This window comes from Corynebacterium sp. CCUG 71335 (assembly GCF_024454075.1).
Taxonomy (GTDB): Bacteria; Actinomycetota; Actinomycetes; order Mycobacteriales; family Mycobacteriaceae; genus Corynebacterium; species Corynebacterium genitalium.
This window is the reverse complement of the sequence record NZ_JAGPYY010000005.1, coordinates 152,417-177,558: the sequence shown is the minus strand read 5'-3', so window position 1 is coordinate 177,558 and position 25,142 is coordinate 152,417. Positions and strand designations below refer to the sequence as shown.

At 60.5% G+C, this 25,142-nt stretch carries 33 protein-coding genes and 2 pseudogenes; 9 read left to right on the top strand and 26 right to left on the bottom strand.

The genetic code is table 11. From position 1 onward, the window contains the following. Positions 1-216: 216 nt before the first annotated feature. The 20 genes and pseudogenes from rplQ to KBX19_RS05710 form a co-directional block, all read right to left on the bottom strand. Complete coding sequence (rplQ, locus tag KBX19_RS05805; protein ID WP_005286628.1) at positions 217-861, bottom strand: 50S ribosomal protein L17; 645 nt, start codon at positions 859-861, stop codon at positions 217-219. A gap of 52 nt (positions 862-913) precedes the next feature. Next, entirely contained in the window at positions 914-1,927 is a 1,014-nt protein-coding gene (locus tag KBX19_RS05800) for a DNA-directed RNA polymerase subunit alpha (RefSeq protein ID WP_005286632.1), read from the bottom strand. A 45-nt stretch (positions 1,928-1,972) separates the two neighbouring features. Next, positions 1,973-2,578: a 30S ribosomal protein S4 gene (gene rpsD / locus KBX19_RS05795; protein ID WP_005286633.1), complete on the bottom strand. Its 606-nt coding sequence runs from the start codon at positions 2,576-2,578 to the stop codon at positions 1,973-1,975. 29 nt (positions 2,579-2,607) lie between these two features. Further along, complete coding sequence (gene rpsK / locus KBX19_RS05790) at positions 2,608-3,012, bottom strand: 30S ribosomal protein S11 (protein WP_040423422.1); 405 nt, start codon at positions 3,010-3,012, stop codon at positions 2,608-2,610. Between the two features lie 3 nt (positions 3,013-3,015). Further along, positions 3,016-3,384 (bottom strand): 30S ribosomal protein S13, encoded by a 369-nt coding sequence (gene rpsM, locus KBX19_RS05785; protein ID WP_005286639.1) that lies wholly within the window; start codon positions 3,382-3,384, stop codon positions 3,016-3,018. A 180-nt stretch (positions 3,385-3,564) separates the two neighbouring features. Continuing rightward, positions 3,565-3,783 (bottom strand): translation initiation factor IF-1, encoded by a 219-nt coding sequence (infA, locus tag KBX19_RS05780; RefSeq protein WP_040423423.1) that lies wholly within the window; start codon positions 3,781-3,783, stop codon positions 3,565-3,567. 179 nt (positions 3,784-3,962) lie between these two features. Next, positions 3,963-4,724 (bottom strand): L,D-transpeptidase, encoded by a 762-nt coding sequence (locus KBX19_RS05775; RefSeq protein ID WP_005286645.1) that lies wholly within the window; start codon positions 4,722-4,724, stop codon positions 3,963-3,965. A 94-nt stretch (positions 4,725-4,818) separates the two neighbouring features. Further along, the gene (locus tag KBX19_RS05770; RefSeq protein WP_005286648.1) at positions 4,819-5,229 is read right to left on the bottom strand and encodes a hypothetical protein; all 411 of its coding nucleotides are present in this window, start codon (positions 5,227-5,229) and stop codon (positions 4,819-4,821) included. 79 nt (positions 5,230-5,308) lie between these two features. Then, on the bottom strand, positions 5,309-6,106 hold the full coding sequence (gene map, locus KBX19_RS05765; RefSeq protein ID WP_005286650.1) for a type I methionyl aminopeptidase: 798 nt from the start codon (positions 6,104-6,106) through the stop codon (positions 5,309-5,311). Further along, positions 6,107-6,652 carry an adenylate kinase gene (locus KBX19_RS05760; protein WP_005286653.1) on the bottom strand — a complete coding sequence of 182 codons (546 nt, stop codon included), beginning with the start codon at positions 6,650-6,652 and terminating at the stop codon, positions 6,107-6,109. It abuts the gene before it with no gap. Then, positions 6,652-7,980: a preprotein translocase subunit SecY gene (secY, locus tag KBX19_RS05755; protein WP_005286656.1), complete on the bottom strand. Its 1,329-nt coding sequence runs from the start codon at positions 7,978-7,980 to the stop codon at positions 6,652-6,654. The genes KBX19_RS05760 and secY overlap by 1 nt, the downstream gene beginning before the upstream one ends. A gap of 447 nt (positions 7,981-8,427) precedes the next feature. Continuing rightward, a pseudogene (gene rplO / locus KBX19_RS05750) lies at positions 8,428-8,871 on the bottom strand (50S ribosomal protein L15); the annotation flags it as partial. Between the two features lie 2 nt (positions 8,872-8,873). Further along, complete coding sequence (rpmD, locus tag KBX19_RS05745; RefSeq protein WP_005286661.1) at positions 8,874-9,059, bottom strand: 50S ribosomal protein L30; 186 nt, start codon at positions 9,057-9,059, stop codon at positions 8,874-8,876. A gap of 6 nt (positions 9,060-9,065) precedes the next feature. Then, positions 9,066-9,788, bottom strand: a complete 723-nt coding sequence (gene rpsE, locus KBX19_RS05740; protein WP_005286663.1) for a 30S ribosomal protein S5 — start codon at positions 9,786-9,788, stop codon at positions 9,066-9,068. A 46-nt stretch (positions 9,789-9,834) separates the two neighbouring features. After that, positions 9,835-10,239 carry a 50S ribosomal protein L18 gene (gene rplR / locus KBX19_RS05735; protein WP_005286666.1) on the bottom strand — a complete coding sequence of 135 codons (405 nt, stop codon included), beginning with the start codon at positions 10,237-10,239 and terminating at the stop codon, positions 9,835-9,837. A gap of 3 nt (positions 10,240-10,242) precedes the next feature. Then, positions 10,243-10,779 (bottom strand): 50S ribosomal protein L6, encoded by a 537-nt coding sequence (rplF, locus tag KBX19_RS05730; RefSeq protein ID WP_255994423.1) that lies wholly within the window; start codon positions 10,777-10,779, stop codon positions 10,243-10,245. A 17-nt stretch (positions 10,780-10,796) separates the two neighbouring features. Then, positions 10,797-11,195 (bottom strand): 30S ribosomal protein S8, encoded by a 399-nt coding sequence (gene rpsH, locus KBX19_RS05725; RefSeq protein ID WP_005286671.1) that lies wholly within the window; start codon positions 11,193-11,195, stop codon positions 10,797-10,799. Positions 11,196-11,563: 368 nt separating this feature from the next. After that, positions 11,564-12,451, bottom strand: a complete 888-nt coding sequence (locus tag KBX19_RS05720; protein WP_370687002.1) for a lipase family protein — start codon at positions 12,449-12,451, stop codon at positions 11,564-11,566. A gap of 113 nt (positions 12,452-12,564) precedes the next feature. Further along, positions 12,565-12,786 carry a hypothetical protein gene (locus KBX19_RS11370; protein WP_255997869.1) on the bottom strand — a complete coding sequence of 74 codons (222 nt, stop codon included), beginning with the start codon at positions 12,784-12,786 and terminating at the stop codon, positions 12,565-12,567. Positions 12,787-12,991: 205 nt separating this feature from the next. Beyond that, a complete protein-coding gene (locus KBX19_RS05710; protein ID WP_255997859.1) occupies positions 12,992-13,159 on the bottom strand; it encodes a hypothetical protein in 168 nt (55 codons plus the stop codon). 213 nt (positions 13,160-13,372) lie between these two features. Here KBX19_RS05710 and KBX19_RS05705 point away from each other — a divergent pair, with 213 nt between their 5' ends. From KBX19_RS05705 to KBX19_RS05690, 4 genes are all read left to right on the top strand, one after another. Then, a complete protein-coding gene (locus KBX19_RS05705) occupies positions 13,373-13,867 on the top strand; it encodes a hypothetical protein (RefSeq protein ID WP_255997858.1) in 495 nt (164 codons plus the stop codon). A gap of 213 nt (positions 13,868-14,080) precedes the next feature. Next, a complete protein-coding gene (locus KBX19_RS05700; RefSeq protein WP_255997857.1) occupies positions 14,081-14,347 on the top strand; it encodes a hypothetical protein in 267 nt (88 codons plus the stop codon). Between the two features lie 255 nt (positions 14,348-14,602). Then, complete coding sequence (locus tag KBX19_RS05695; RefSeq protein ID WP_255997856.1) at positions 14,603-15,034, top strand: recombinase family protein; 432 nt, start codon at positions 14,603-14,605, stop codon at positions 15,032-15,034. Between the two features lie 11 nt (positions 15,035-15,045). Beyond that, entirely contained in the window at positions 15,046-15,156 is a 111-nt protein-coding gene (locus tag KBX19_RS05690; RefSeq protein ID WP_370687001.1) for a helix-turn-helix domain-containing protein, read from the top strand. A 243-nt stretch (positions 15,157-15,399) separates the two neighbouring features. Here KBX19_RS05690 and KBX19_RS05685 read toward each other — a convergent pair whose 3' ends face one another. Next, the gene (locus tag KBX19_RS05685) at positions 15,400-16,020 is read right to left on the bottom strand and encodes an NYN domain-containing protein (protein ID WP_255997855.1); all 621 of its coding nucleotides are present in this window, start codon (positions 16,018-16,020) and stop codon (positions 15,400-15,402) included. A gap of 328 nt (positions 16,021-16,348) precedes the next feature. Here KBX19_RS05685 and KBX19_RS05680 point away from each other — a divergent pair, with 328 nt between their 5' ends. After that, complete coding sequence (locus KBX19_RS05680; protein WP_255997854.1) at positions 16,349-17,512, top strand: protein kinase family protein; 1,164 nt, start codon at positions 16,349-16,351, stop codon at positions 17,510-17,512. Positions 17,513-17,759: 247 nt separating this feature from the next. On the opposite strand, the gene KBX19_RS05675 is transcribed toward KBX19_RS05680, so the two are convergent. Next, positions 17,760-18,407 (bottom strand): hypothetical protein, encoded by a 648-nt coding sequence (locus tag KBX19_RS05675; protein WP_255997852.1) that lies wholly within the window; start codon positions 18,405-18,407, stop codon positions 17,760-17,762. 133 nt (positions 18,408-18,540) lie between these two features. Here KBX19_RS05675 and KBX19_RS05670 point away from each other — a divergent pair, with 133 nt between their 5' ends. Beyond that, the gene (locus tag KBX19_RS05670; protein WP_255997851.1) at positions 18,541-18,906 is read left to right on the top strand and encodes a hypothetical protein; all 366 of its coding nucleotides are present in this window, start codon (positions 18,541-18,543) and stop codon (positions 18,904-18,906) included. A gap of 443 nt (positions 18,907-19,349) precedes the next feature. On the opposite strand, the pseudogene KBX19_RS05665 reads toward KBX19_RS05670, so the two are convergent. Next, positions 19,350-19,927, bottom strand: a pseudogene (locus tag KBX19_RS05665) (AAA family ATPase). Between the two features lie 79 nt (positions 19,928-20,006). Between KBX19_RS05665 and KBX19_RS05660 the strand changes: the two are divergent. Both KBX19_RS05660 and KBX19_RS05655 read left to right on the top strand, forming a co-directional pair. Continuing rightward, positions 20,007-20,216, top strand: coding sequence for a hypothetical protein (locus KBX19_RS05660; RefSeq protein ID WP_255997849.1), 210 nt, complete (start codon positions 20,007-20,009; stop codon positions 20,214-20,216). Further along, positions 20,210-20,647 carry an MFS transporter gene (locus KBX19_RS05655; RefSeq protein WP_255997848.1) on the top strand — a complete coding sequence of 146 codons (438 nt, stop codon included), beginning with the start codon at positions 20,210-20,212 and terminating at the stop codon, positions 20,645-20,647. The genes KBX19_RS05660 and KBX19_RS05655 overlap by 7 nt, the downstream gene beginning before the upstream one ends. Here the strand turns inward: KBX19_RS05655 and KBX19_RS05650 are convergent. Next, complete coding sequence (locus KBX19_RS05650; RefSeq protein WP_255997846.1) at positions 20,644-21,369, bottom strand: DUF2786 domain-containing protein; 726 nt, start codon at positions 21,367-21,369, stop codon at positions 20,644-20,646. The genes KBX19_RS05655 and KBX19_RS05650 overlap by 4 nt on opposite strands. 195 nt (positions 21,370-21,564) lie before the next feature. On the opposite strand from KBX19_RS05650, the gene KBX19_RS05645 reads away from it, so the two are divergent. Further along, positions 21,565-22,572, top strand: a complete 1,008-nt coding sequence (locus KBX19_RS05645) for an L-lactate dehydrogenase (protein WP_255997845.1) — start codon at positions 21,565-21,567, stop codon at positions 22,570-22,572. Between the two features lie 335 nt (positions 22,573-22,907). Here the strand turns inward: KBX19_RS05645 and KBX19_RS05640 are convergent, their stop codons facing one another. Next, complete coding sequence (locus tag KBX19_RS05640) at positions 22,908-24,311, bottom strand: FtsX-like permease family protein (protein ID WP_255997842.1); 1,404 nt, start codon at positions 24,309-24,311, stop codon at positions 22,908-22,910. A gap of 4 nt (positions 24,312-24,315) precedes the next feature. Next, the gene (locus tag KBX19_RS05635) at positions 24,316-25,038 is read right to left on the bottom strand and encodes an ABC transporter ATP-binding protein (protein WP_255997841.1); all 723 of its coding nucleotides are present in this window, start codon (positions 25,036-25,038) and stop codon (positions 24,316-24,318) included. Between the last annotated feature and the right edge of the window lie 104 nt (positions 25,039-25,142).

Sequence of the window (25,142 nt, the reverse complement as noted above, 5' to 3'; positions counted from 1 at the left end):
TGAACTCGTCACTGAACTTCCTAGGCATGATCCAATCCTCCTCTAGAAACGATCGGAACTAAACCCAGGACACTTCAGCGCGGGGGTTCCAGAACTACGGCTTGGGACTAGAAGAGCGCTACTCAAATAAACCTTAAAAAAGAAAACCGCCCGTCGAGAAGGCGTCTCCTCAACAGGCGGTTTTCACGAACGGGCCTATAGCCCTACATGACGGGCTTACTTGTCGCCCTCAGCCTCAGCTTCTTCCTCGACGACCTCGGTCACGTCAGCCTGAGTCTCAACCTCGTTAATGTTCACAACAGTCTCTTCGCTCTCCGGAGCGACGACAGTGGTCGTGTTCTCAGACTCAGCTGCGGCGGTAGCGGCAGCCTCGGTAGCCTCGTTGACCTCGGTCACCTCAGCCTCAGCCGGTGCGGCTGCATCCTGGCCAGCGGCTGCTTCCTGGGCAGCCTTCTCGCGGGACGCTGCTGCGCGGGTAGCGCGGGTCGCCTCAGCAGAGACAGTCTCCTCGAGAACGAGGGAGATCTGGGACATTGGGGCGTTGTCGCCCTTGCGGTTCTCCAGCTTGATGGTGCGAGTGTAACCACCGGGGCGGTTCTCGAACCTCGGAGCAAGCTCGTTGAACAGGTACGTAACGACGTCCTTGTTCGGGATCTCGGCAGCCACGGCGCGACGGTCGTTGACCGTGCCGGACTTTGCCTTGGTGATCAGCTTCTCCGCGTACGGGCGCAGAACCTTCGCCTTAGCGTCGGTGGTGGTGATGGCGCCGTGCTCGAACAGCTGGCTAGCCAGGTTGGCCAGAATGTGCTTCTGGTGCCCAGCCGAGCCGCCGAGACGCGGGCCCTTCTTCGGGGTAGGCATTGTTGTACTCCTCGTGGATTAAAAAGTGTGTGCGCGTGCGGCGCTCAGTTCTTTACTCAGCGTCGTCCAAGCCGCCGTCAACGTAATCGCCGGTTTCCGCGTCGTAGCCCTCAATCTGGGTCGGATCGAAGTCTTCCGGAGCATCCTTGAGCGTCAGGCCCAGGGAAGCCAGCTTGATCTTGACCTCGTTGATGGACTTCTGGCCGAAGTTACGGATATCCAGCAGGTCGGACTCGGTGCATTCAGCAAGCTCACCGACAGTGTGGATCTCCTGGCGCTTCAGGCAGTTGTAGGAGCGGACAGAGAAGTTCAGGTCTTCGATCGGCATGTTGTATGCAGCGATGTACTCGGTCTCCTGCGGAGACGGGCCGATCTCGATGCCCTCGGCGGCAGTGTTCAGCTCGCGTGCGAGACCGAACAGCTCGACCAAGGTGGAGCCAGCGGACGCCAGGGCGTCGCGGGCGCTCATGGAGTTCTTGGTCTCCACGTCGATGATCAGCTTGTCAAAGTCAGTGCGCTGCTCAACACGGGTTGCCTCAACCTTGTAGGACACCTTCAGCACAGGCGAGTAGATCTGGTCGACCGGGATACGGCCGATCTCGCCGCCGGAGTTGGTCATCGCCGGGACGTAACCGCGGCCACGCTCGACAACGAGCTCCATGTCCAGGCGTGCGCTCTCGTTCAGAGAAGCGATGTGCAGGTCCGGGTTGTGCACGGTGACGTCGGCAGGCAGATCAATATCTGCGGCAGTGACGTCGGTCGGGCCCTGTGCGGACAGGTACATGACCACCGGTTCATCGGAATCGGAGGACAGCACCAGGTTCTTGATGTTGAGGATGATCTCAGAGACGTTCTCTTTGACGCCGTTGATCGTGGTGAACTCGTGGAGCACACCCTCGATCTTGATGGACGTCACTGCAGCGCCCGGGATGGACGACAGCAGCGTACGGCGCAGAGAGTTACCGAGGGTGTAGCCGAAACCGGGCTCGAGCGGTTCGATGACGAACTTCGAACGGTTGGTGTCGATGTATTCCTCGGTGAGTTGAGGACGCTGTGAGATGAGCATGAACTTCTCCTTTTTCGGCGACCGCTATATGACGCCGGTAGGGGGTTACTTCGAGTAAAGCTCGACGATGAGCTGCTCTTGCAGCGGAACGTCAATCTGAGCGCGCTCGGGCAGCTGGTGCACGAGGATGCGCAGGGTCTCCGGAACGACCTGCAGCCAGGCCGGGACAACGGAGTCGACCAGGTTGTCCTGGGCGTCTTCGAACCAGAGCATGTTACGGGACTTTTCGCGGACGTCGATGATGTCGTACTGGGTCACCTGGTAGGACGGCACATTGGTCTTCACACCGTTGACGGTGAAGTGGCCGTGGGAAACCAGCTGACGTGCCTGGCGGCGGGTGCGCGCCAGACCAGCACGGTACACAACGTTGTCCAGACGGGATTCCAGGAGCACCAGCAGGTTGTCGCCGGTCTTGCCCGGGAGGCGGTTAGCCTCCTCGTAGTAGCGGCGGAATTGCTTCTCCATGACACCGTAGGTGAAGCGTGCCTTCTGCTTCTCCTGCAGCTGGAGCAGGTACTCGGACTCCTTGATGCGGGCGCGGCCAGCCTGCCCCGGAGGGTAGGGGCGACGCTCGAAGGACATGTCGCCGCCGACGAGGTCGACGCGGAGGCGACGGGACTTACGGGTAGCAGGGCCGGTGTAACGAGCCATGTGTAGTTACCTCTTTTCCTTTCAGCCTGTTAAACGCGACGACGCTTCGGCGGACGGCAGCCGTTGAACGGCTGCGGCGTCACGTCGGAGATCGAGGACACCTCCAGGCCGGCGGCCTGGATGGAACGGATTGCGGTCTCGCGGCCGGAGCCCGGGCCCTTGACGAAAACGTCGACCTTCTTCATGCCGTGGTCCATTGCCTTGCGGGCCGCGGACTCTGCGGCCATCTGTGCGGCGAACGGCGTGGACTTACGGGAGCCCTTGAAACCGACGTGGCCGGAGGAGGCCCAGGAGATGACAGCACCGTTCGGGTCCGTGATGGACACGATGGTGTTGTTGAAGGTGGACTTGATGTACGCGTGGCCTGCGGCCACATTCTTCTTGGCTACGCGGCGACCAGAGCGACGCGTAGTGGAACGAGTCTTCGGAGGCATGTATTACTTCTTCTTTCCTGCGATGGTCTTCTTCGGTCCCTTGCGGGTACGCGCGTTGGTCTTGGTGCGCTGGCCACGGACGGGAAGTCCACGGCGGTGGCGCAGGCCCTGGTAGGAGCCAATCTCAATCTTGCGGCGGATGTCAGCCTGAACTTCGCGGCGGAGGTCACCCTCAACCTTCCACGAGTTCTCAATGACATCACGAAGAGCTGCGACCTGATCGTCGGTCAGGTTGTCGGTGCGCAGGTCGGGAGAAATGCCGGTCTTTTCGAGCAGTTCCTTGGAACGGGCAGGCCCGATTCCGTAAATGTAGGTCAGTGCGACCTCCATGCGCTTGTTGCGCGGAAGGTCCACACCAGCGAGACGTGCCATGTTGGACGTGCCTTTCAGGTTGTTTCGGTGGTTTTCTCCCTATTCGTCCACGTCAGTCGACGCTTGGGTCCGGTCCGGCCGGACACTTGGGTCGTGGTTCACGCGGCTCCAGCCACCGCAGCCGGAGGTGAGAAAACATGCCCACCTTGGGGCATGCCGTGAATAAGGAGGCTTCTCGTTTTACTTGTAGCGGTAGGTGATGCGCCCGCGTTCCAGGTCGTAGGGAGACAGCTCCACAACGACACGGTCCTCGGGGAGGATGCGGATGTAGTGCTGGCGCATCTTGCCGCTGATGTGGGCGAGAACTTCGTGCCCGTTGTCCAGTTCGACACGGAACATTGCGTTCTTCAAGGGCTCGATAATGCGGCCCTCGACCTCGATTGCGCCTTCTTTAGCCATACACTCCGCTTTCCTGGTGACAGTGAAAATATGCTGGTCACCTGACGTTTCGACCATTACTACATAGTGCGGTGGCAATCATGCCCCACACCATCGCACAACTTTAGCCTTCTACCTGCATAAAAGCAAAATCCCCAACCGTATGGTTGGGGAGCAAGCTCGTGGGTGCGGGTACGCGTTTAGAAAACGTGGACCTGGTCACCGATCTGCAGGGAGTTGAAGTATTGCTCCGCGTCCTGGCGGTGCATTCGGACACAACCATGGGACTTGATGGACGGGTCGCCCTGGTGGAACGCGATGCCGTTGAAAGTGAAGTAGGTAGCAAACGGCATCGGGGCGTTGTTGAACTCCCAAGAGATTTCGTCCTTGACCTTGCGGTTGACGTAGAAGAATCCCTTCGGAGTCTCATGGCCCGGCTTGCCGGAGCCCATGCGGACCGGACCGTAGCTGACCTTACCGCCGCGCTGCAGCCACGTGCGCTGGTTCTTCAGGTCAACGCACGCGCGTGCCGACGGCGCACACCCACCCGGCTGCGGAGCCGGGGCCGGGCGCGGCGCCGGAGCCGGCTTCGGTGCGGGAGCCGGGGCAGGTTTTGGCTTCGGGGTCTTCTCGGCGATCAGCCCCGGGGCGATGGCATCGACGAGGCGGTCAATGCCGTCGTGAAGCTTCTTTTCCTGTGCCCTGTTGCCACCGGAGACTGTGGTGGCCGCGCTACGCAACGCATTGCGAGTGTCCCACACCGCGTTGCGGGCATCACGGTTGATCTGCATGGCTGCTGCCTGGAGAGCCGTTTCCGCATTCTGCAGGAACGGAGAGCTGGACACGTTGACCTGCGGGAGGGCGGGCTGAGCCTGCGCCGGAACGGGAGCCGCGACTAGAGCAGCCGTTACACCTACACCGGCCACAAGGGCCCGCACGGAACGGAAGGATGGTTTCTGCATGCGGAAAGTATAACCCGAAACTATTAGTTACGTGAAGTGCAACGGAGAGATACTTGTCCGCGAGCCGCAGAAAGGCTGTGATTAAGCTTGTCGCCTACCACGAAATCTGGAAGATCGGCTTGCCACCACGCTCTTCAGGCGTGAGCGGGCGTTCCGGCTCGGGTGGAACTGGCGTGGGGTTCTCCTCGGCCGGCTCCCCGATCAAGCCCGGGTGGATGAATTCAACAATGTTGTCGATCGCCCCGTGCAGCAGCCCCTCTACCGCAGGGTTGCCGGAGGCAATGGCGGAAGCCTGATCACGCGCAAACTCTCGAGCAGCCCCCAAGATTTCAACGGCATCGAGGTTGCTGGAAGAACCTTCGCGGCCGATCGATGCGCTTATCTGGGCCCCAGAGCTCTGAGCTGACGCGGCATCCGCCTCGGCAACGGCGGGTGCCGCAGACACGGCTACGGCAGTACTGACAGCAATGACGAAAGTGCGATGTTTACGGGAAGAAGTGAACATGCTAAAAGCTTAACGCCTAGACATACTAAACGCATACATAAACGCGAAATTGTATTCACGTTGAATAACTTTGCTGGTTCTACCCTGTCCGCGGCGTCAAAATTCGCGGTCCGTTTTCAGTCGCAGCGACAGTGTGCTCCCAGTGAGCAGCCGGTGAGCCATCAGCGGTAACGACCGTCCAGTCATCCTCCAGGACGACCGAATCGGTCTCACCCCCCAGAATGAGCATCGGTTCAATCGCCAGCACCGACCCTGCCTGAATCAGCGGGCCACGGCCAGGCCGGCCTTCATTCTCCAGGTACGGGTCTTCGTGCATCGCGCGGCCAATACCGTGGCCGCCGTAACCGGCGAGAATTCCCAATTCAACACCGAATGCCTGTTCAGCGCGACGGGTGGCTTGCTCGAGCGCGTGGGAGACGTCGGTAAGCCTGTTACCCGGCACCATCGCCTGCAGGCCTTCTTCAAGTACCTGCTCGGTTGCGCGATTGAGCTTATCGACGTCCGCAGACAGCTCCCCCACCCCGAAGCTCCACGCCGAGTCACCGACCCAGCCGTCGAATGTCGCGCCGCAGTCAATGGATACTAGATCGCCGTCAGCCAGAACGATGTTCTTCCCCGGGATGCCGTGGACGACGACATCGTTCACGGACGCGCAGATCGATCCAGGAAAACCGTTGTATCCCTTGAACGTCGGAATGGCACCGTGGTCGCGGATGACCTGCTCCGCCACAGTGTCTAGATCCAGCGTGGTAGAGCCTGCGACTGCCGCCTTGCGCACTTCTTGCAGCGCGATGCCGACGATCTTGCCGGCCTCCTCCATCGCATCGAGCTCACCCGGCGTTTTCGCCGGGATCGCCCGCTTCCGGCCGAACAGCATTTACTGGCCCAGACGCTCCATAGTGCGGGCGTTGACCTCTTCAACCTCACCGTCCGCATCAATGTTGATCAAGGCGTCACCGTAGTGATCGATCAGCGGAGAGGTCTCATCGCGGTAGACCTGCAGACGGGTGCGGATGGTCTCCTCGTTGTCATCGGCGCGCCCGCGGGCGAGCATGCGCTCAACGACAACATCCTCGTCCACCTGGTAATTGATCACACCGTCGAGCTTTTGGCCCTGACGGTCAAGTAGCTCCGCGAGGATCTCGGCTTGCTCGACGGTGCGCGGGAAGCCGTCGAGAAGCCATCCGTTTTCCGCGTCCTGCTCGGCCAAACGTTCTTCGACCATGCGCGCGGTGACCTCAGTGGGCACCAGCTTGCCCGCGTCGATGTACTCCTTCGCCTCCACGCCAAGCGGAGTGCCTTCGCCGATGTTCGCGCGGAACAGATCGCCCGTGGAGATGTGGGGGATGTTCAGCTTCTCGGAGAGAATTGCTGCTTGGGTACCTTTGCCGGCACCGGGAGGGCCAAGGAGAACGAGACGCATTATTTCAACAGTCCTTCGTAGTTGGATTGCAGTAGCTGGGATTCAATTTGCTTCACCGTGGTCAGTGCCACGGACACCATAATCAGGATAGCCGTACCACCGAACGCGGACATGCCCATGTTGCCACTACCGCCGACACCCAGATCCAAAGCGATGTTCGGAAGAATGGCGATCAGGCCGAGGTAGATGGCGCCAACGAAGAGCAGACGATTCATCACAAATGCCAGGTACTCCGCAGTCGGGCGGCCCGGACGAATGCCCGGGATGAAGCCGCCGTACTTCTTCATGTTGTCGGCCTGCTCGTTCGGGTCGTACTGGATAGACACGTAGAAGTAGGCGAAGAAAATGATCAGGGTGAAGTAGATCAGGATGTACTGCCAGGATCCCGGGTTCTGCAACCACGCCATAACGTTGGACATCCACCAGTTGTCTGGCGGAACCGGCTTGTCGGAGTTGACAATCTGGGTGATCAAAACCGGGACATACATCAGCGAGGAGGCGAAGATCACCGGGATCACACCGGCCTGGTTGACCTTCAGCGGCAGGTAAGTGGAGGTACCACCGTACTGGCGGCGGCCCACCATGCGCTTCGCGTACTGCACCGGAATGCGGCGCTGGCCCTGCTCGATGAACACGATGCCGACCACGAGAAGAATCACAGCCGCGACGACCACTGCGAACACGACCGGTCCGGACTGGCTGTAGATGGACGCACCGTCCGTGGGAAGGCGGGTGGCGATACCGGCGAAGATAAGCAGGGACATACCGTTGCCCACACCCTTTTCAGTGATGATCTCGCCGAGCCACATGATCAGGATCGCACCGGAGGTCATCACAATGACCATCATGATCAGTGTCCAAATGGTGCGATCCTCCACCAGCACCGGAACGCCGCTACCCAAGAGCTGCTCACGGTCCGCGAGTGCCACGATGCCGGCAGACTGCAACAGTGCGAGCGCCACCGTGAGGTAACGCGTGTACTGCGTCATCTTGGTCTGGCCGGCCTGGCCTTCCTTCTTCAGCTCCTCGAAGCGCGGAATGACCACTGTCAGCAGCTGGGTGATGATCGACGCCGTAATGTACGGCATAATGCCGATGGCGAAGATGGATAGCTGCAGCAGCGCGCCCCCCGAGAACAAGCTGATCACGGAGAAGATGTTCGACTCTCCGCTCTCCGTCAGAGCGGAGAGACGCTCCGCGATGATCGCGTAGTCGACTCCCGGGGTGGGGATCTGCGCACCGATGCGGTACAGAACAATCAGCGCAATGGTGATCAGGATCTTCTTGCGTAGATCGGCGTCCTTGAACGCTTGAACAATGGCTGACACGTGGCCTCCTGGCTCCTCTGGCCGTGGCAGCACCAGAGAAGATTGCGGACAGTTATGTACGGTTCGCACCCGGCACACACACCGGGGCATATTTGACTTGTTCACCCTAGCAGGTGCACCGGACAAACCATGAAACGGCAACTAGTACAAGGCCTTTTCCGTGGGCTTCTCACCGCGCCCGTGGCACACCCCTGCCTGCGAACCGAGCGATAAAACCTCGGCGCCACAATGATCCCGCGGCGTGAAAAATCCCCACGACGGCGGAAATGAATCCGTCATCGCGGGGATGGACGTGGAGCTTTCGAGGGGTTAGTTCTCCTCGTCAGCCTCGTCTGCTGCCGGCCTTGTCATGGAGGCCGTGCCCGTCAACGGGTCAGACTCCTTGACGCCCTGAGCGTCAGCGGCATCAGCCGCGGCGTCGGTCTGGACAGCCGTGGCGCGGGACACTGCCTCGGTGGTGGTGCCACCAGCGGCAGTGATCTTCTCCGACGCGGACTTGGAGAACTTCTCGGCGGTGATGTTCAGCTTGACGCTGATCTCACCGTCACCGAGCACCTTCACCGGCTGGTTCTTGCGAACCAGGCCAGCGTCAGCAATGTCAGCGGTGATGATGGTGCCGCCCTCCGGGAAGGCCTTTGCCAGGTCGGAAACGTTGACAACCTGGTAGATGACCTTGTTCGGGTTCTTGAAGCCCTTCAGCTTCGGCAGGCGCATGTGAAGCGGCATCTGGCCACCTTCGAATGCTGCCGACACCTGCTTGCGGGCCTTGGTGCCCTTGGTACCGCGGCCAGCGGTCTTGCCCTTGGACGCCTCACCGCGGCCGACACGGGTCTTCGCCTTGTTTGCACCCTCAGCCGGGCGCAGATCATGGAGCTTGATTACTTCAGCCATGTTTACTCCCCTGCTACTTCTTCGACGGTGACCAGGTGGCGCACCTTGAGGATCATGCCGCGAGTAGCGTCATTGTCCTTCTTGACCACGGAGTGGCCAATCTTGCGCAGACCCAGAGCCTCAATGTTCTTGCGGGTCGTCGGCTTCTCACCGACGAGACCGTGGTTCAAAGTGATCTTCAGTGCCATGGTGGGTTACGCCTCCTGTCCTGCGCGTGCACGCAGCATACGGGCCGGAGCGACCTCCTCGATGGACTTGCCGCGGCGTGCAGCAACTTCCTCGGGGCGGACGAGTTCCTTCAGGCCGGCAACGGTGGCCTGAACCACGTTGAGGGCGTTGTCGGAACCGAGGGACTTGGCCAGGATGTCCTGGACACCAGCGCACTCGAGCACCGGGCGGGCAGCGCCGCCGGCGATGACACCGGTACCGGGAGCTGCCGGGCGGAGCATCACGATGCCCGCTGCGGCCTCGCCCTGGACCGGGTGAGGGATGGTGCCGCCGATCATCGGGACGCGGAAGAAGTTCTTGCGAGCCTCTTCAGCACCCTTCTGAATTGCGGCCGGAACTTCCTTGGCCTTGCCGTAGCCGACACCGACCATGCCCTGGCCGTCGCCGACGACCACGAGTGCGGTGAAGGACATGTTGCGGCCACCCTTAACGGTCTTGGCCACACGGTTGATGGTCACGACGCGCTCGATGTACTTGTCGCGCTCGTCGTCGCGGCCACCGCGATCGTTGCGGCGGTCGTCACGGCGGCCGCGGCCACCGCGGTCGCCTCGGTCATTACGGTCACCGCGGCCGTTACGGTCGCCGCGACCGCGGTTGTCGTTGTTGTCCGTTGCAGCGTTGTCTGCTGCAGCGTTCTGGTTCTGGTCCTCGGCGGATGCTCCGCCTTCACGCTGTTCACGCTCGGCCATTACGCGATCCTTCCGTTGATGTTTGCGAACTTTGCTGCGGTGATCATTAGAACTTCAAACCACCTTCGCGGGCTGCGTCTGCAAGCGCTGCGACGCGGCCGTGGTACTTGTAACCGGCGCGGTCGAAAACGACCTCGTCGATGCCAGCTGCCTTGGCACGCTCGGCGATCAGCTCGCCGACCTTCGCTGCCTTGGCCTTCTTGTCGCCCTCAACGCCGCGCACGTCCTCTTCCATGGAGGAAGCGGAGACCAGGGTGTGGCCTGCCAGGTCGTCGATGACCTGGACGTGCATGTGGCGGGAGCTGCGGTGCACGACGAGACGCGGGGTCTCCGGGGTGCCACGCAGGGTCTTGCGGATGCGGTTGTGGCGGCGGACGCGTGCTTCGCGGCGGCGGGTAGCAATGTCCCGGCCGACCGGGGTGCGCTTCTGAGTGTTTGCTTCAGTGCTCATTGTTTACTTACCCGTCTTTCCGACCTTGCGGCGAATCTGCTCACCCTCGTAGCGGATGCCCTTACCCTTGTACGGGTCATCCTTACGGAGGCGGCGGATGTTCGCGGCAATCTGGCCAACCTGCTGCTTGTTGATGCCTTCGATAGAGAACTTGGTGTTGCCGTCGACAGCGAAGGTGACGCCTTCCGGCGCCTGAATCAGAATCGGGTGCGAGTAGCCGAGGGAGAACTCAAGGTCCTTGCCCTTCTGCTGCACGCGGTAACCGACGCCGAAGATCTCCATGTTGATCTTGTAACCCTCGGTCACGCCGACAACGCAGTTGTTGATCAGCGAGCGGGACAGACCGTGGAGGGAGCGGTTGGTGCGGTGGTCGTCCGGACGGGAGACCACGATCTGGTTGTCTTCAACAGCAGCGGTGATCGGCTCCGGAACGTCCACGGACAGGGTGCCCTTCGGGCCCTTGACCTCGACGTGCTGGCCGTCGATCTTGGTTTCGACGCCGCTGGGGATAGCGATGGGTGCGTTACCTACACGAGACATGTTTTAACAAACCTCCCTTACCAGACGTAGGCGAGGACTTCCCCACCTACACCCTTCTCCTGGGCCTGGCGGTCCGTCAGCAGACCCTGGGACGTGGAGATGATGGCCACGCCCAGGCCGCCGAGAACCTGCGGCAGGTCGCCGGACTTCGCGTAGACGCGCAGACCAGGCTTGGACACACGGCGCAGGCCAGCGATGGAAGACTCGCGGGACGGGCCGTACTTCAGGTCGAGGGACAGGGTCTTGCCGACCTTTTCTTCCTCAACCGTGTAGTCAGCGATGTAGCCCTCCTGCTTGAGGATCTCCGCGATGTTGACCTTCAACTTCGAGGAGGGCATGGACACGGTCTCGTGGTGCGCGTTGTTAGCGTTGCGCACGCGAGACAGCATGTCCGCAATAGGATCTGTCATGGTCATGGTTGACCGTTTACCTTTCTCGTTGCGGTTCCCGTGACCCACCTGGTCTCCGCGCCGCAAGGGCGCTTTGGACTCGCGTTTTCCGTGTGTTCTGTCGGGGGCTACTACGAGCCAGAAAAACGCCTGACCGGCGCGTTTTCCGACTCAAACAGTGTGGGCGCTCCCTGCCGCTCAATAACGGAAGGTGCTCGCCGCCACCCTTCATACGGTCCGCATTTCGGCGGGGGGCCTGCAACAAAGTTGGATGTATACGTTCAATGCGGATCTGGCGCACGCGACTCGCGCACGCAGAACCGTTGCTAAACCATACAGGTCAGGGCGAAGAAAGCACAAATTGCTTATCGACGCCCCGTGTGCCCCTTCGTCCTCTAAAACTTCAGCATCTGGCTCAGGGCCGGCCACGCCGCCCCGACGCCGAACCCAACGATACCGAGCACCGCGATGATGATGCGGGCGAGGATGCCTTCCGGCGAGCGGATACCGGAGCCGTCCACACCGGAACTAGGGCCAGATTCCGGGGCATTGTCGGGCACGAGCTTGCTGCTCAACGGCAGCGACGACAGGGGGGAGCTCATTGCCACGCCCGAACCATAGGTGTCGTCGTTGCCGTTGAAGTTCGCGCACACCTGGTCGCCGGCAAGCTTGTCGTTGAATCGGTCGATCATGAAGCGGAAGCCGAAGGTCGGGCCACTCAGCGCCTGTATAAGGTGATTCTTCAATCCGTCTTCAATTTCAGGCACGACGTCGTCACGGTAGACCACCTTGGCGCCATCGATGGTGCAATACTTCATAGCCAGGTTGCGGGCCTGCTGGTACTCCACCTGACGGTCGTAGCGCCCGCTGATCACCATGACGGGCGCAACAGGAGAGCTGTTGCCGATTTCCTGCTCCTTCATCTTGTCCAGGGCTGGCGCCATGTCCGGCTCTTTGAGGATTTCCTCGAGCGAGCGCCCGTCTTTCGTCCAGTCGCGGGTGGTCATGTACGCGTATGGCTCGGAGGTGATCTCGTTGGTGCAGGAATTCTTGAAGGTCTCCAGGACCTTCTTTCCGTCCTCGCTCAGGTATTTGTCCAGGAGCTCGTCGCATCCGTCGTAACGTTCAACCATGCCGTTCATGGCGAAACCGATGGCGCCAGAGAGGTCGGAGCCGTCGATATTGCGGGCCACCTCGTAGAGGTTGGCTGGCGGTGCGGACGCGTAGGCCCCGGCGATAGTGGACTGCTCGTCGGCGCTGTAGTAATTGCGCGCCTCCTCCACTGCCGCCGCGGATGCGCCACCACCCTGCGAATGCCCGTAGAAGCCGATCCTGCCGAAGTTTTCCTCCCCACCAGGTTCTTCACCGCGCGCCCGGCGTCGAGCATCGCGTGGGCCTAGTCGAGTCGGTTCATGTACGTGTGCACACCTTCGGTGCCCATGCTGACCAGGTCGGTTACCACGACGCGCACCCCGTACTTCGACAGCGCGAAATCGTAGAGGCCTTCCATATTCACCGTGCGTTTCGACTCGATCGGGTTCGGCTGCCCATCCAGCGGCCAGTTGCGGGACGGCGCGCATTGGTCCCCCTGGCCGACCGTGCCGCGGCCGATGCCCACCGCGGGGCGCGGACCCTTGCCCCGCTACTTCGAGGTCGGCTCGACCATTTAACCGGTCACGGGAACGAGCTCACCGTTCGCGTCGGTCGTGGTGTACATGATCTTCGTGGCCTCATTGCGCAGATCCGAATCGGCCGAGCCCAAGATATTGGAGTACGGCACCGTCTTTTTATTCAGGATCTCGCCCGGAGTGCTCGGCGCGACATCAGCGGTGCCGTAGAAAGGATCCTCCGCAGAGGGGGTCTGGTGCCCCGGCCCCCTGCTGCGACGACCCTGCGCCGGAACCGTCCGTCTCTTCCGCGGCCGCAGTGCCGTTCACGCCCGTCGCCGCCAGCGCCGCGGCGACCAGGATTCCGCCCAATTTCTTCGCCATTGAAACTCCATCTCACGAATGAATATGTGTCGTGCGACAAATTAAGGCGAAGCTTGGACATACGTATGTTTCAATGTAAAAAAATAGCGTAAGTATGTTTATATGCTTCAGTTCGTCGCATTGTGGTGGCACTTTCCATGATGCTGTCCGCCCCTCTCTGCACCTCAAACCCATCAGCGATAGTATCCATGGAAAGACAATTAGGAGGTCGGGGTGATCGAGAACTTGGATGACGTGAAGCAGGCGCTGAATATTGAGTCGCTGCGGAATATGGGCGGCGAGAAGGTCATGGAACTCGTCGGATTGATGCAAGCTGGCCAGCTCACCGAAGCTGGCAAGATAGCGGTGTTCACAGCGGCACCAGAGCTCCTCGCAAAGGTCTCCGACGCAATGGATGACACCAACGAACAAGCGGTGCACAGTAACGACCAGAGCTCCGCGAGCGTTTATGAACACCTGAGGCAGAGCCAAAAAATCTGGGCGGCTATGGCAGTAGACCCCGAGGCCACTGAAGAAGAACGCCGAGACGCGCGCGACCGCCTGGAGCGGGTGGACGAGCGACTGATGAACCACGATGTCAACAACAAGCAATTCAACCTTGAGGTGATTAAAAACAAGAAAGAGGTACTACTGACTGCGGCAGGCTTTGCCGTATTAGCCATTGGCGGACTAGCAACCGGGGGGAAACTACCGTTACCGCGGCGTTAAGCGAGCTCAGCCCACCCAACTCAGGAAAGAAGAGGTGCGGTCATTTATCAGGACTTGGCCTACCTTTATTGACCGATTCGTTGAGGTATACCCAGTGAGACAGGCTCAGATTCAAAGTTTCCCCTGTCTCACCAAGCCTTAACCATTCATTCTGAAACCATTCATTCTGATCTCATTGAAGACAATGGCCTCAACGAGACAGAAAGGGTGGGGATGGCGAGGGTCGGCACACTACTCGATGAGCATGGGCGGTCGGAGGATCGGCTACGGATCATCCGCCTAGGCAAGAACAACACCCGGATCCGACGCTCCGCAAACCATGGCCGATCCTGGGCAGTGGAGGACGAGCAGGTCGACACCGACCGGGTCCTCGATGACGGCGGGAAGCGCTTCGAGCAGCACTCGCATAACCCCAAGCACGCCACCTACCTCACCAGCCTGGGTGAGTCGCAGGCTCGGCTGGAGGTCCAGCGGGTGTAGGCGACCATCACCAAAGCCCGGGTCTACCTCGGGGGCAACACCTGGTCCGAGCTCGAGGACATCTCCACCACGTCCATCCTCTTCGACGGCGTCGCCTCCTACGGCTGGGAACCCCCGACCTGGTACAGAAGTGCCGAGCCCGAGGGAACGGAGGCCCAGGACGACGACTGAGAAGAAACAGCATCGGAGGCCTCATCGCCTGTAGTCCAGGATCCGCCGGCTTCGTCAGTGCCGGTGGTAGGGGTGCGGCAGCGGGTGTCGTATATCCGTGTCTCGAGCGTGGACCAGAACCTGGCCCGCCAACGCGAGATGGTCGGGGCGGTGGACCGGGAGTTCGGGGATGAGATCTCCGCCCGGTCCCGCGACAATCGCCCCGGACTCGACGACTGCCTCGCCTACCTGCGCCACGGCGACACACTGCAGGTTGCCTCCATCGACCGTTTGGCCCGCTCCCTGGTGGATCTGCGTGGCATCATCGACCAAATCACCGCCCAAGGTGCCTCCGTGCGCTTCGTGAAGGAGCACCTGACCTTCTCGAAAGACTCCACCGACCCGCGGGCCACCCTGATGCTCGGGGTATTGGGCTCGTTCGCCGAGTTTGAGCGCTCGATTATTCGCGAGCGCCAGGCTGAGGGCAGTGCACTGGCAAAAAGGCCGGAAAGTACAAAGGGCGCAGACGCGCCTTAACCCCCGAAGACGTGGAGAAAGCCCGCAAGCGAGTGGAAGCCGGCGAATCGAAAGTCACTATCGCCAAAGACCTCGGCATCGGTCTAGCTACTCTCTACCGAGCTCTATCCAGAGGTGACTAACCCTGCATGATGAGCAGACGTGCAAGCGATTCCCTAGGGCTGCGCGCTGGCTTTCCAAAATGGCAGACATGCTGGAAAACATTTCCCAACAGGTCAAAGAAACCCAAGCTGTATCGCATATTCGGGGAAAGATTAAATCGCTGGGTAAGTAAAATACGCGCGCTTCAGAGCCCTAACTACCGGTAGTCATTACGATCCAGCGCAGCATGGTAAATCGTAGCGTCGAGGTTAGTGTTCCAGATTCTACGCCCGTCGGAGGCTCGTAAATGACTTCCGGGGTATTTTCCCTCTTTTTTTTGCCTGATAATTATACCAGGAGAGGGTTTCTATCGATGCCACTTTTTTATCTTCTTTGTGCAGGTCAAAGACCCTATCTAGAACGGGAACGAGATCCGTGTCCCGGGAGGCCAGGAGAACCAAATCTACTTCAGGATCGATTGCCTGGCTGAAGCACTCCAGAGCGCAGAGAACATCTACACCTTTCTCCTGCGGCTTTCCCTTAGGCATCTTCTTCCCATAGACGTCTTTGATGGCGGAGCCGGAACCATCTCTTTTAAACTGGTACTTTAAGTCACGCAATCTGACCTCTGCGCCATCTTTTCTCCACTGGGTGGCCTGATCGAGGCACCGACGGTTTTGCTCCCAGTCATAGTCGACATGAGGTAAACCCCGAAACGCAATAACTTTCACTAATTCTGCGTGAGGGTATCCAGGGCGTTGTTTCTGATTGCGTTGCCTGATTGCCGCTTCAGCAAACTTCATGGGATGAATCAAAGAGTTGTATGTTTCCCCAGCTGGATCGAACAGATCACGAGCCGTGAGGTGAACGTTCTGATAGTCCATAACCACGACGGAGCGGAGCACGCTACCTCCTACGCTTAAAAACCCCGCCAATCCGGAGACGGCGGGGAACAATGGTTACATTATGGCCCTCGCAGCCATGTATGTCAACTTACAGCTCAATAGAGCCGGTGTGGGCAGTCAGCTAGCCCATATAAAGATTCTTCAAATATTTGACGGTAAGCAACAACGCCTATCCTGTTTTCAAACTAATGTTCGAAGATACCGGGTACGAGTACGTTGAACTTTTCCGCTGCGGTTGGATCGGACCACTGCTGAGTGGAAGATTAACGGCTCGAGTAAGCGATTAGATTCAATATTGGAAAGGCGGACGGAAGAAGAGGATAGAAGAATGGCGCATTTTTTCATTGATCCCAAAGAGATGGCGTTGAAGGACTTTCAAGAAAAATACGCCCCCACAGCCGTTGCATCCGCCTTTATTCGCCTCTACCCGGATGAGCAGTTGGGGCATATGTTTGCGGTGCTCCATCAGTCTCTTAACGAGCACTTCAGCACCATTAATGACCGGGCCCGGACCACATCTCATTTCTGGGCAGAAAACAGTAGGGACTTGATATCCCTCATTGCCGAGATTCGCCAGGCGCTGCATGACCTCAAACGGGTTGGTGTTGAGGTGGAACTTGATGAGAAATATGAGAAGGCAATGGAGGCCTGTGAGGAATGGCTTTCTCCGAGCGGAGGAAGCTCAATTCCTGAAGATTTCAGTCCGCTCGAAGTTATCAGGTATCAGCCTGTTTTCACCCAGGGAGAGTCTACTGTTCTTGCGAAGTCCAACCTCACCCCGCAGCTGAAGATGGTGGGGGAAGGTTCCTATGCAATTGTCTACTCCTACGTGGATCCTGATTATGGCACCACATTCGCCCTGAAACGAGCCAAGAAGGGCATCGAGGATCGCGAGCTTGAACGATTCAAACGTGAGTTTGATGTCATGAAAGAGCTGAGCTTTCCCTACATCGTGGAGGTTTACTCTTACAACGAGGAAAAGAATGAGTACCGCATGGAGTACTGCGATGACACTCTCCGTGAGTACATCAAGCGGCGCAATAACACGCTTTCGTTTGGCTCTCGTCGGAGCATTGCGCTGCAGTTCTTGTACGGGCTCAACTATATTCACCGCGAAGGAATTCTGCATCGAGATATCAGCCTTCAGAATATTCTTCTTAAGGTCTACAACAGCAGTGCTGTACTGGTGAAGCTCTCGGACTTCGGTCTAATGAAAGAACAGTCGTCGCAGTTCACGCGCACCCATACAGAAATGCGCGGCACTATCATCGACCCCACTTTGCAAAGTTTCCGTGACTACACGGTAGTTAATGAGATCTATGCAGCTGGCTACGTGCTTGCATACATTTTTACGGGGCGTGAAGATCTAAAGGTTTCAAACGAGGACGTGCAGCGCATTGTCCATAAATGCATCACCTATCCGGTGACTGACCGTTACCAGACAGTCATGGAAATCATCGCGGAGGTCGAGGAGCTTAAAACATCTGGCTAACCCTCTTAGAGCAAACCAGAAGCGGGTTATTCAGGGGGGACCAGAGCAGAACCCCCTAAAAGCAGCTTTAAACGATCCCATCTCGCGAAAAGATGCCAGTCATCGTGCGTATATCTACCATCGCTCCAGTGGACTCCTACGATCCTGCCCTTTGCGATAGCGGTCTCCTAGGCCGAATAGACGCCACCGGAAGTCCAACGTTTCGGGGCAAGCCAGCCACGAAGTGGGTGGCGCGGCAGCCCCTTTCCTAAAGGTCAAAGCCCCGCTCGGTGCCGAGGCCTGGCGAGTACGAGTGGGGTTCGTGCCCCAGGTATATCGAGGACTCCTGGTCCTGGGTGGAGGTGCTGGCCTGGCGGATCGAGTCGTAGATCTGGCCCATGGTGCCCTCGATCAGGTCCCTGGCCACCGGCTGTGCGGCCGTTTGTCGGCGGGTCTGGTCGAACCGGACTGCTTCTGCAGGAGCCTCGGCCCGCCACGTGGCTTCCGCCTGGATTCCCGCTGGGTCATCCAGCGCGGTGACAGCCTGTTCAAGGCGCGTGGCGGTCCGGTGGGCCTGGTCGAGATCCTCTGCCACCGGGCGGGTCCGCAGCACCTCGTCCAGGCTGCGTACCGTCTGGCGGGCCTCCTCAACCTCTGCGGAGATCTGAGAGAAGACATTCTCGACCTCGGTGAGCTGCTCGCGGGCCTGGCGGGTTTTTCCACCTCGGAACAGTTTCCCGAACACCGACCGATTGTCTTCCTCGGCCACCGCATCCCGGGCCTGCCGAACCTGCCTGCCGACCGAGCCCATTCGGGTGCTCAGCTCCGTCAGGTGCTGCTGGGCGGCGGGAAGATCCTCGGTGGCCTGCCGGGCGGGTCTCCTGTGCGGCGAGCTCCCGGTAGCGTCCCTGCGCATCCTGGTACTCGTCCCGGAGGGCCTGCGGGTCGGTGAGCATCCGGCCCCGCAGGTCATTAGAGACATCGGCCAGTGGGCGGGTGGCCAGGGACTCCCCCACGAACCGCCCCGGCGTCTGCGAGATCACCGGCTGATGAGTCGGCAGCTTCCGCCCACCGGCCCGGGCACGGTAGTAGTTCTCGAACCGCTCGCGGCGTTTTGCCTGCCGCTCAGCCATGACCTCCGCCATCCGGGTGCCCATAAACGGGTTGGCATCGGTGTGCTGGTTACTGGACAAGGTGGCCAGGTCGAAGTCCTGTTTCGCGGCCCGCCACACCTGGTGCGGGGAACGATCCGCCCGGTCCTGCCACACGGCCTGGATGAGCAGGTCACGGGCGTACTCGGACGTCTCGCAGCGTTCCTCGGCGAGCACGTGGAAATGTGCGGCCTCCGGATCTCCGAGCGGTTTTCCCTCAGGTACAGGTGGTTTTCCACCCTGCCGCGGGTCATGGGTACATAGACCCCGGCCCGGTCGACCTGCCCGACCCCGGCCACGACCCGGCAGACATCGACGGTGGCCCCCTGGGCCGCGTGCCCGGTGGAGGCATAACCGAGTTGGACGTGCTCGCGCAGATACCCCGCGGGCAACGTCACCGAGGCGCCGGTCTCGTCGAGTCGGCGGGCGCTCAGGCTGCCATCGTGGTGGATCTGTTCGACCTTCCCGCGCTGCCCGTTGCGCACCACATCCCCAGCAGTGGTGGTCAGTTGGTAGTCGTTGCGGCGGGTGAGGATCACATCACCGACATGGGCCTTCGACTTGCCCGCCAGTCGGGTGGTGGGGCCGGTGAGGTCATGGCCGTGGGTTTCCAGGTATCAGGGCTGGGCCATCTCGTTAAGTACATCCACATCCTCCCGGGTGGCGGCCACCAGGAGGGAATCCCGCCCGTTCTCCACATCCGTCACCTATCCGTCCAGGGCATCGACGAGCATCGCCGAGGTGGAGCCGGCATGCAGGCGGCCCTGCTTCGCGTACCAGTCCGCCGCGCGCTTGGTATCCGTCTCATCACCATTGCGCAGCTGCTGGGAGGCTAGGCGTTCCTGCGTATCCTTTTGTCTAAAGACCTCGGTGTGCTCGGTGGTATCGGGCAGCTCATAGGCCAGGGTGGCCAGCATCCCGGACCGGGCCTTGACCGCCGAGTACTGGTACGGATCCCCGACGAAGACGACCCGGGCATCCGCCGCCTCAGCTATCTCCAACAGGTGCACCGCATCCGGGGTGGCGACCATCCCGGCCTCATCGACGACCACCACGGTGTTCTGATCCCAGCCCAACCGGGCGGCCACAGCAGTTGGGTCGAGATCCTCGGTGCCGATCAAGGCGCGCGCGATGGTGGCCGAGCAGTGCGCGACGCGAGCCCGACGACGGTCTTGCCCGCCCGCTCCCACGCCCTCCGAGCCGCCTTCAGGGATGACGTTTTTCCGGCTCCAGCAGGTGCCACGACGACTGAGGCCCGATAGCGGGAGGACACGATTGCGCGCATGGCCTCGGCCTGATTCTCCGACAGCTGGCCGTCAATTGGCTGGATCGACACCTCGCTCACCCCGCGGTCCGCCCGGGCGGTGGCCAGGTCGATGCCGCGGTTCGGCGCGATCGTCCTCGGCGGCGACACCGGAAACACAGAGAAGCTGCCGCTTATCGCTTACCGTAACTACTGGACAGTCTTCCTGACCCGCTTTGTCATGCACACTACCCAGTACACGGCGCTGTTTTACCTGCTCTACTACCTGCGCGATCACATAGGCGTGAACGACCCCGACACCTGGTGCTGATTCTCACCGCCGTCTTCGTCGCCGTGACCATGGCCGCCGCCGCTGTTGGCGGGTCGCTGTCCGACAAGCTTGAGCGCCGCAAGGTCTTCTTCATCGTCGCCGCCTTAGTGATGGCCGCCGGGCCCCAAATGATGACCTTCGTGAGCACCCTCGGATTCGTCGTCGCCGCCGCCGTTCTGCTCGGCGTGTCGTGGGGCATGTTCACCGCCGTTGAGCAAGCTATGTTCAACGAATCCTTGCCCTCGAAGGTTAACCGCGCCCGCGACGTGTCCATCATGACCCTGGCGGAGGGCTCCGTGAACATGATCGCAGGCCTGCTCGCTGCTGCCGGCCTGCGGTATCTGGGCGGCTACCCCGGCCTCTACCAGGCCTGCGCCATCGCCTGCATAGTCGCCGCGGTGCTAGCGTTGACCGTACGGTCCTCGCGCTAGCAGGGCAACGCCGGTCGCGCACGCACGCGCGTCTGCCCGAGGTCGCTGGTCTTCCCGGCGCTGGCGCCCTGGAAGAAGGCGCCGGCATCCACCGTCGCCCGGGAGGAGCGGTTGGTGAACTCGATACCGTGCTGCGCGGCGAACTCATTCATGGCATCACTGGCCTTATCGCGGTCGTCCATCAGCGCGAGGGCGTATTCCCCCTTCCCTGCCGCGACAGTTCCCTCAGCCGCCTGCAGGCGGTCGGCGATAACGCTGATGAACCTGCCCATGTAGGAGCGCCGCGCAACAACGGTGGCGACACCGAATGCGCGGTTACCGCTGATCTGCTGCGCGCCGGCGGCCATCTGCGGGTTGAGCACGCCGTAGAGCATGTCCACCCGCTCCAGGTGGCGGCGCAGACCGAAGGCGGTGACGGTGGAGACTTTGCGGGAGCGCCGGGCGCTTTCCATGTACGCCATGCAGTGCAACGTGTTGCAGAGATTGAGCAAAAGCGACGCCTGCATATCGGTGTAGGAGCCGCCGAGAGCGAATGTGCGCATAGTCACCTCGTCGCCGTCCGACGGGTTTTTCAGGTCGCGTTCCTCGAAACCGTACGCCGCCATGAGGTCGAAAGCCTTCTGGTAAAACACCTCCCCCTCGGCCGTCCCGGCCCGGTCCGCTGCCTGGTTAAGCAGCTTTTGCACGCGTTCTTTAATCTTGTCGATATTCGTCGTACCCATAATGTCCCCCTTGGTTTTGTTGTATGGAAGGTACGCCACTGGTTCTATCGCGCGCATGCACCCACGTCGCCCGCTGTCGAACACCGCCCTGTGGATAACTTCGTCCCCGGCACGATTTTGTAGCCGGGACTAGGGTCGGGAACTAAGGCTGCCAACTGCTTTTGCACAGCAGCGACAACGAGCGAAGGAGCATCAATGATCCATCCGAACGCATCGCGCAAGGTCGACGTCGACACCAACAACCCCACCCCCGGCAACAAGGTCGTTCTGATCGGTGCCGGCGACGTCGGAATGGCCTACGCCACGGCCATCGTCAACCAGGGCCTGTGCGACCACCTCGCCATCATCGACCTGAATGAAGAGAAAGTCTGGGGCGAGGTCGCTGACCTCAACCACGCTGTGCCGTGGTCCGGACACAACACCCGCGTCACCCAGGGCACCTACGAGGATTGCCGCGACGCCGCTGTCGTGGTCAACTGCGCGGGCGTCGCCCAGCGCGACGGCGAGACCCGCCTCGAGCTCGTCGGCCGCAACGTGAAGATCTTCAAGTCCATCGTCGACGAGGTCATGGACCACGGCTTCAACGGCATCTTCGTCGTGGCCACCAACCCGGTCGATGTCCTCGCGTACGCGACCTGGAAGTTCTCCGGCCTGCCGTCCAACCGCATCATCGGCTCCGGCACCGTGCTGGACACCGCACGCTACCGCTTCGCTCTCGGCGAGTACTTCGGCATCAGCGCTTCCTCCGTCCACGCCTACGTCATCGGCGAGCACGGCGACACGGAGCTGGCTGTCGTCTCTTCCGCTTCCGCAGCAGGCATCCCGCTGACCACCCGCCTGGAAAAGATGGCGTCGACCGACCCGAACACCTCCAACAAGATGGAGGAGATCTTCGTCAAGACCCGCGACGCGGCCTACGACATCATCCGCGCGAAGGGCTCCACCAGCTACGGCATCGGTGGCGGTCTCGCCCGCATCACCCGCGCTGTACTCAAGAACGAGGATGTCGTCCTGCCAGTCAGCGCCCTGCTCGAGGGACAGTACGGCGAAGAAGACATCTACATCGGCACCCCGGCCGTGATCAACCGCAACGGCATCCAGGACATCGTCGAGCTCTCCCTCGACGAGCGCGAGTCCGAGCAGTTCGCTCACTCCGCTAAGGTCCTGCGCGATGTCATGAACAGCTCTGGGCTCACCAACTAAACACTTTCCCTCGTGAGGGAACCTGCACGGACCTTCGATGTGGTCGTTGAACCGTTCAGCTATGTTTTCATGGTGATCGGCAACCTCCACATCGTCGAGGACGCGGAGCTGGATTATCCGCACATACGACTGGGATATTGCTTGGGCTTCTCCCCATCGCGCTGCCGCAATGGTTGTCCAGAGTGGCTGGAGAAATGAACCACCACCACGACCAAGGCAGCACAGGCGTGAACTTCCTCATATTCTCTGACACCCGCGACGAACAGCAGGTGTCGATGCGGTGAGCGTCCTAGCTACCCGGGCGGGCTCGGTGATCTGGGGACTACTCTCCCGGTTCAGACTCCCTCGCCCCGGAGTTGCGCGCTCGGCCCGTTGCGGAGCGGTCCGATCGTGGGGATGGCCAAGATGAGGAACAGCAATAACCACGCCCCGAGCATGCCAAGCGACATCATCTTGAATGGCCACTCGACAACCGGTGGTCCATTGAGAGCAGTCGCGGTTGCGAAGGCACAGACCACGCCACCCACAACCACTGGGACAGCTGCGACCAATGTCGCTGCAAGCGACATCGCGAAACTCTCCGCCCCGATCAGCGCGATCACCTGCCGCGGAGACATTCCGGCAGATTGTAGGAGAGCAACTTCATGACCGCGTCCGCGCGCGGACAGTGCGACAACGGCGGCGCTGGTAGCGAACATCGACACAATCACGACGGCGATAATGATCCAAGTATCGGTCATGTTGATTTCCGCCCCCGGTTCGAGGATCTGGACGACTGCTCCAACCGAACCCAATGCGCACAACAGCAGCCCGACTCCGCCAAGACCTGCAGCCAACGGCGCGATTGTGGTCACGTTCATGCGCGACCGTGCTGCTGCTGCACGGGTACCCAGTGCCGAAACGACCAGGTCAGTAACATCAAAAACTTTGTGCAGAACTCGAAAGAGGAATCCCACTATCTCTGGGCACATCAGGTAAACGCCGATCAAGGCGCTGGCACCTGCGTTGAAGGCGAGGTTGATGATTGGGGCTAGCCCCGCAGAAGCGAGCTGCTGGTCCAGTTTCGAGGCCGCGACGAGCGCCACAGCAATCAGGAGAAAGAACGAACCGCTGACGATCCGCAGCACCGACGATGTGGATTTGTGGTCCGGTTGCTGGACCGTACGCAAAGCGACACCGGGTTGGATGCGGGACGCCCGGTACGCAGGCACCACACCACCCACGATGGCCGTAGCGACACTGATGACGACGACCACGAGCGGAGCCCACAGCGCGACAGTGAACCTCGGCATATCTACTGCGGGGGACACCGCGCCATCGAATGCAGGGAGCACCCAGAAACCTAAAAATGTCGAGGCGATCGCCCCCATCATGGCTCCGCAGAAACTCACGATCAGCAAAATGTACAGCGTGGACAGAAACACTGCCCGCGGTGATGCCCCGAGCAAAAGCCATAGCGCGTGGGTATGCCGGGAAGCGTGAACGCTCGCTTTCCCCACAACTGTCAGAGCGACCCACGACACCAGCGCGATCACGACGTAAATGGTGATGGAAAGGATTTGATACTCGGCTAGTGGGGCGCCTGCGGCAGCCACCGCGTCACGGAACTGCGGGGTCATAGTCCAGGCGTACTGGTGCACGCACAGCCCAATCATCGTGGAGATCACGCCGACCACGGCCATGGCTGGCGTCCATTCACGCCATCCGTCGGCAAACATCTTCAGAACATAGCGCTGCATCTGGTTACTCCCCGAGGCTCGAGATGATAGTCAGTAGCTCCTGGCTGGTCGTCCTCCCAACTGCCCCAGCCACCTGACCGTCGTGCATGACAATGACGTTGTCTGCCATTGCCGCAGCCTCCAGATCGTGGGTGACCATGACGATCATCTGTCCCTCGTCCGCCATGCGTCGGAGGGTGTTCAGCACGATTCCAGTGCTCTGCGAATCCAACGCGCCTGTCGGCTCATCCGCGAAGACGATGTCTGGCCGTCGCGCTAGCGCCCGGCACAGCGCGGTCCTTTGTTGCTCGCCGCCGGACAACGTCCGGGCCGGCGCGTCGCGCCGCGCGCCTAGATGGAATGCCTCTATCAAGCCGTTGACTACGCGGCGGGGAACGTTCTCCCGGTTCAGGCGAAAAGGAAGCGTGATGTTCTCTTCAACGGAGAGAAAGGGAACGAGATTGTACTGCTGGAAGACGAACCCGATGCTCGTACGCAGCATCCGGGCCCGGTCGCTCGCGGACTGGCGGTAAATGTCCTGCCCGTTAATACTGACAAAGCCTGACGATGGTTCGTCGAGACCGCTCAGGCACATGAGCAACGACGATTTTCCGGATCCCGAGTGCCCAACTATCGCGGTGAGGCCGCCACCGTGCAGTTCAAGATTGCATCCGCGCAGTATTTCAGTAGTTGTCGGCCCCGATTGAACATCTCGTCGAACGTCGCTGGCGGTGAGTGTCGCGGTCATCAAAGTCTCCCTGGCAAGTACACATCTGTCGTGCGGGGCACATCCCCTATCAAGAGTCCACCGGTGTTCTCATCGAACCGGCATACAGACTCAACCATTCTTAC

Excerpts from the sequence above, each read along its gene's own strand:
- KBX19_RS05775 (WP_005286645.1), bottom strand. The coding sequence starts at position 4,724 with ATGCAGAAACCATCCTTCCGTTCCGTGCGGGCCCTTGTGGCCGGTGTA.
- rpsM (WP_005286639.1), bottom strand. The coding sequence starts at position 3,384 with ATGGCACGTCTCGCTGGTGTGGACCTTCCGCGCAACAAGCGCATGGAG.
- KBX19_RS05680 (WP_255997854.1), top strand. The coding sequence starts at position 16,349 with ATGGCGCATTTTTTCATTGATCCCAAAGAGATGGCGTTGAAGGACTTT.
- rplF (WP_255994423.1), bottom strand. The coding sequence starts at position 10,779 with ATGTCTCGTGTAGGTAACGCACCCATCGCTATCCCCAGCGGCGTCGAA.
- rpsH (WP_005286671.1), bottom strand. The coding sequence starts at position 11,195 with ATGACCATGACAGATCCTATTGCGGACATGCTGTCTCGCGTGCGCAAC.
- rpsK (WP_040423422.1), bottom strand. The coding sequence starts at position 3,012 with ATGCCTCCGAAGACTCGTTCCACTACGCGTCGCTCTGGTCGCCGCGTA.
- KBX19_RS05700 (WP_255997857.1), top strand. The coding sequence starts at position 14,081 with ATGGCGAGGGTCGGCACACTACTCGATGAGCATGGGCGGTCGGAGGAT.
- KBX19_RS05675 (WP_255997852.1), bottom strand. The coding sequence starts at position 18,407 with ATGCGCAGGGACGCTACCGGGAGCTCGCCGCACAGGAGACCCGCCCGG.
- infA (WP_040423423.1), bottom strand. The coding sequence starts at position 3,783 with ATGGCTAAAGAAGGCGCAATCGAGGTCGAGGGCCGCATTATCGAGCCC.
- KBX19_RS05650 (WP_255997846.1), bottom strand. The coding sequence starts at position 21,369 with ATGGGTACGACGAATATCGACAAGATTAAAGAACGCGTGCAAAAGCTG.
- KBX19_RS05635 (WP_255997841.1), bottom strand. The coding sequence starts at position 25,038 with ATGACCGCGACACTCACCGCCAGCGACGTTCGACGAGATGTTCAATCG.
- KBX19_RS05710 (WP_255997859.1), bottom strand. The coding sequence starts at position 13,159 with ATGGCGAAGAAATTGGGCGGAATCCTGGTCGCCGCGGCGCTGGCGGCG.
- rplQ (WP_005286628.1), bottom strand. The coding sequence starts at position 861 with ATGCCTACCCCGAAGAAGGGCCCGCGTCTCGGCGGCTCGGCTGGGCAC.
- rpmD (WP_005286661.1), bottom strand. The coding sequence starts at position 9,059 with ATGGCACTGAAGATCACTTTGAACCACGGTCTCGTCGGTGAGAAGCCG.
- KBX19_RS05800 (WP_005286632.1), bottom strand. The coding sequence starts at position 1,927 with ATGCTCATCTCACAGCGTCCTCAACTCACCGAGGAATACATCGACACC.
- rpsE (WP_005286663.1), bottom strand. The coding sequence starts at position 9,788 with ATGGCCGAGCGTGAACAGCGTGAAGGCGGAGCATCCGCCGAGGACCAG.
- KBX19_RS05670 (WP_255997851.1), top strand. The coding sequence starts at position 18,541 with ATGAGTCGGCAGCTTCCGCCCACCGGCCCGGGCACGGTAGTAGTTCTC.
- map (WP_005286650.1), bottom strand. The coding sequence starts at position 6,106 with ATGCTGTTCGGCCGGAAGCGGGCGATCCCGGCGAAAACGCCGGGTGAG.
- KBX19_RS05640 (WP_255997842.1), bottom strand. The coding sequence starts at position 24,311 with ATGCAGCGCTATGTTCTGAAGATGTTTGCCGACGGATGGCGTGAATGG.
- KBX19_RS05770 (WP_005286648.1), bottom strand. The coding sequence starts at position 5,229 with ATGTTCACTTCTTCCCGTAAACATCGCACTTTCGTCATTGCTGTCAGT.
- KBX19_RS05645 (WP_255997845.1), top strand. The coding sequence starts at position 21,565 with ATGATCCATCCGAACGCATCGCGCAAGGTCGACGTCGACACCAACAAC.
- rplR (WP_005286666.1), bottom strand. The coding sequence starts at position 10,239 with ATGAGCACTGAAGCAAACACTCAGAAGCGCACCCCGGTCGGCCGGGAC.
- KBX19_RS05760 (WP_005286653.1), bottom strand. The coding sequence starts at position 6,652 with ATGCGTCTCGTTCTCCTTGGCCCTCCCGGTGCCGGCAAAGGTACCCAA.
- rpsD (WP_005286633.1), bottom strand. The coding sequence starts at position 2,578 with ATGGCTCGTTACACCGGCCCTGCTACCCGTAAGTCCCGTCGCCTCCGC.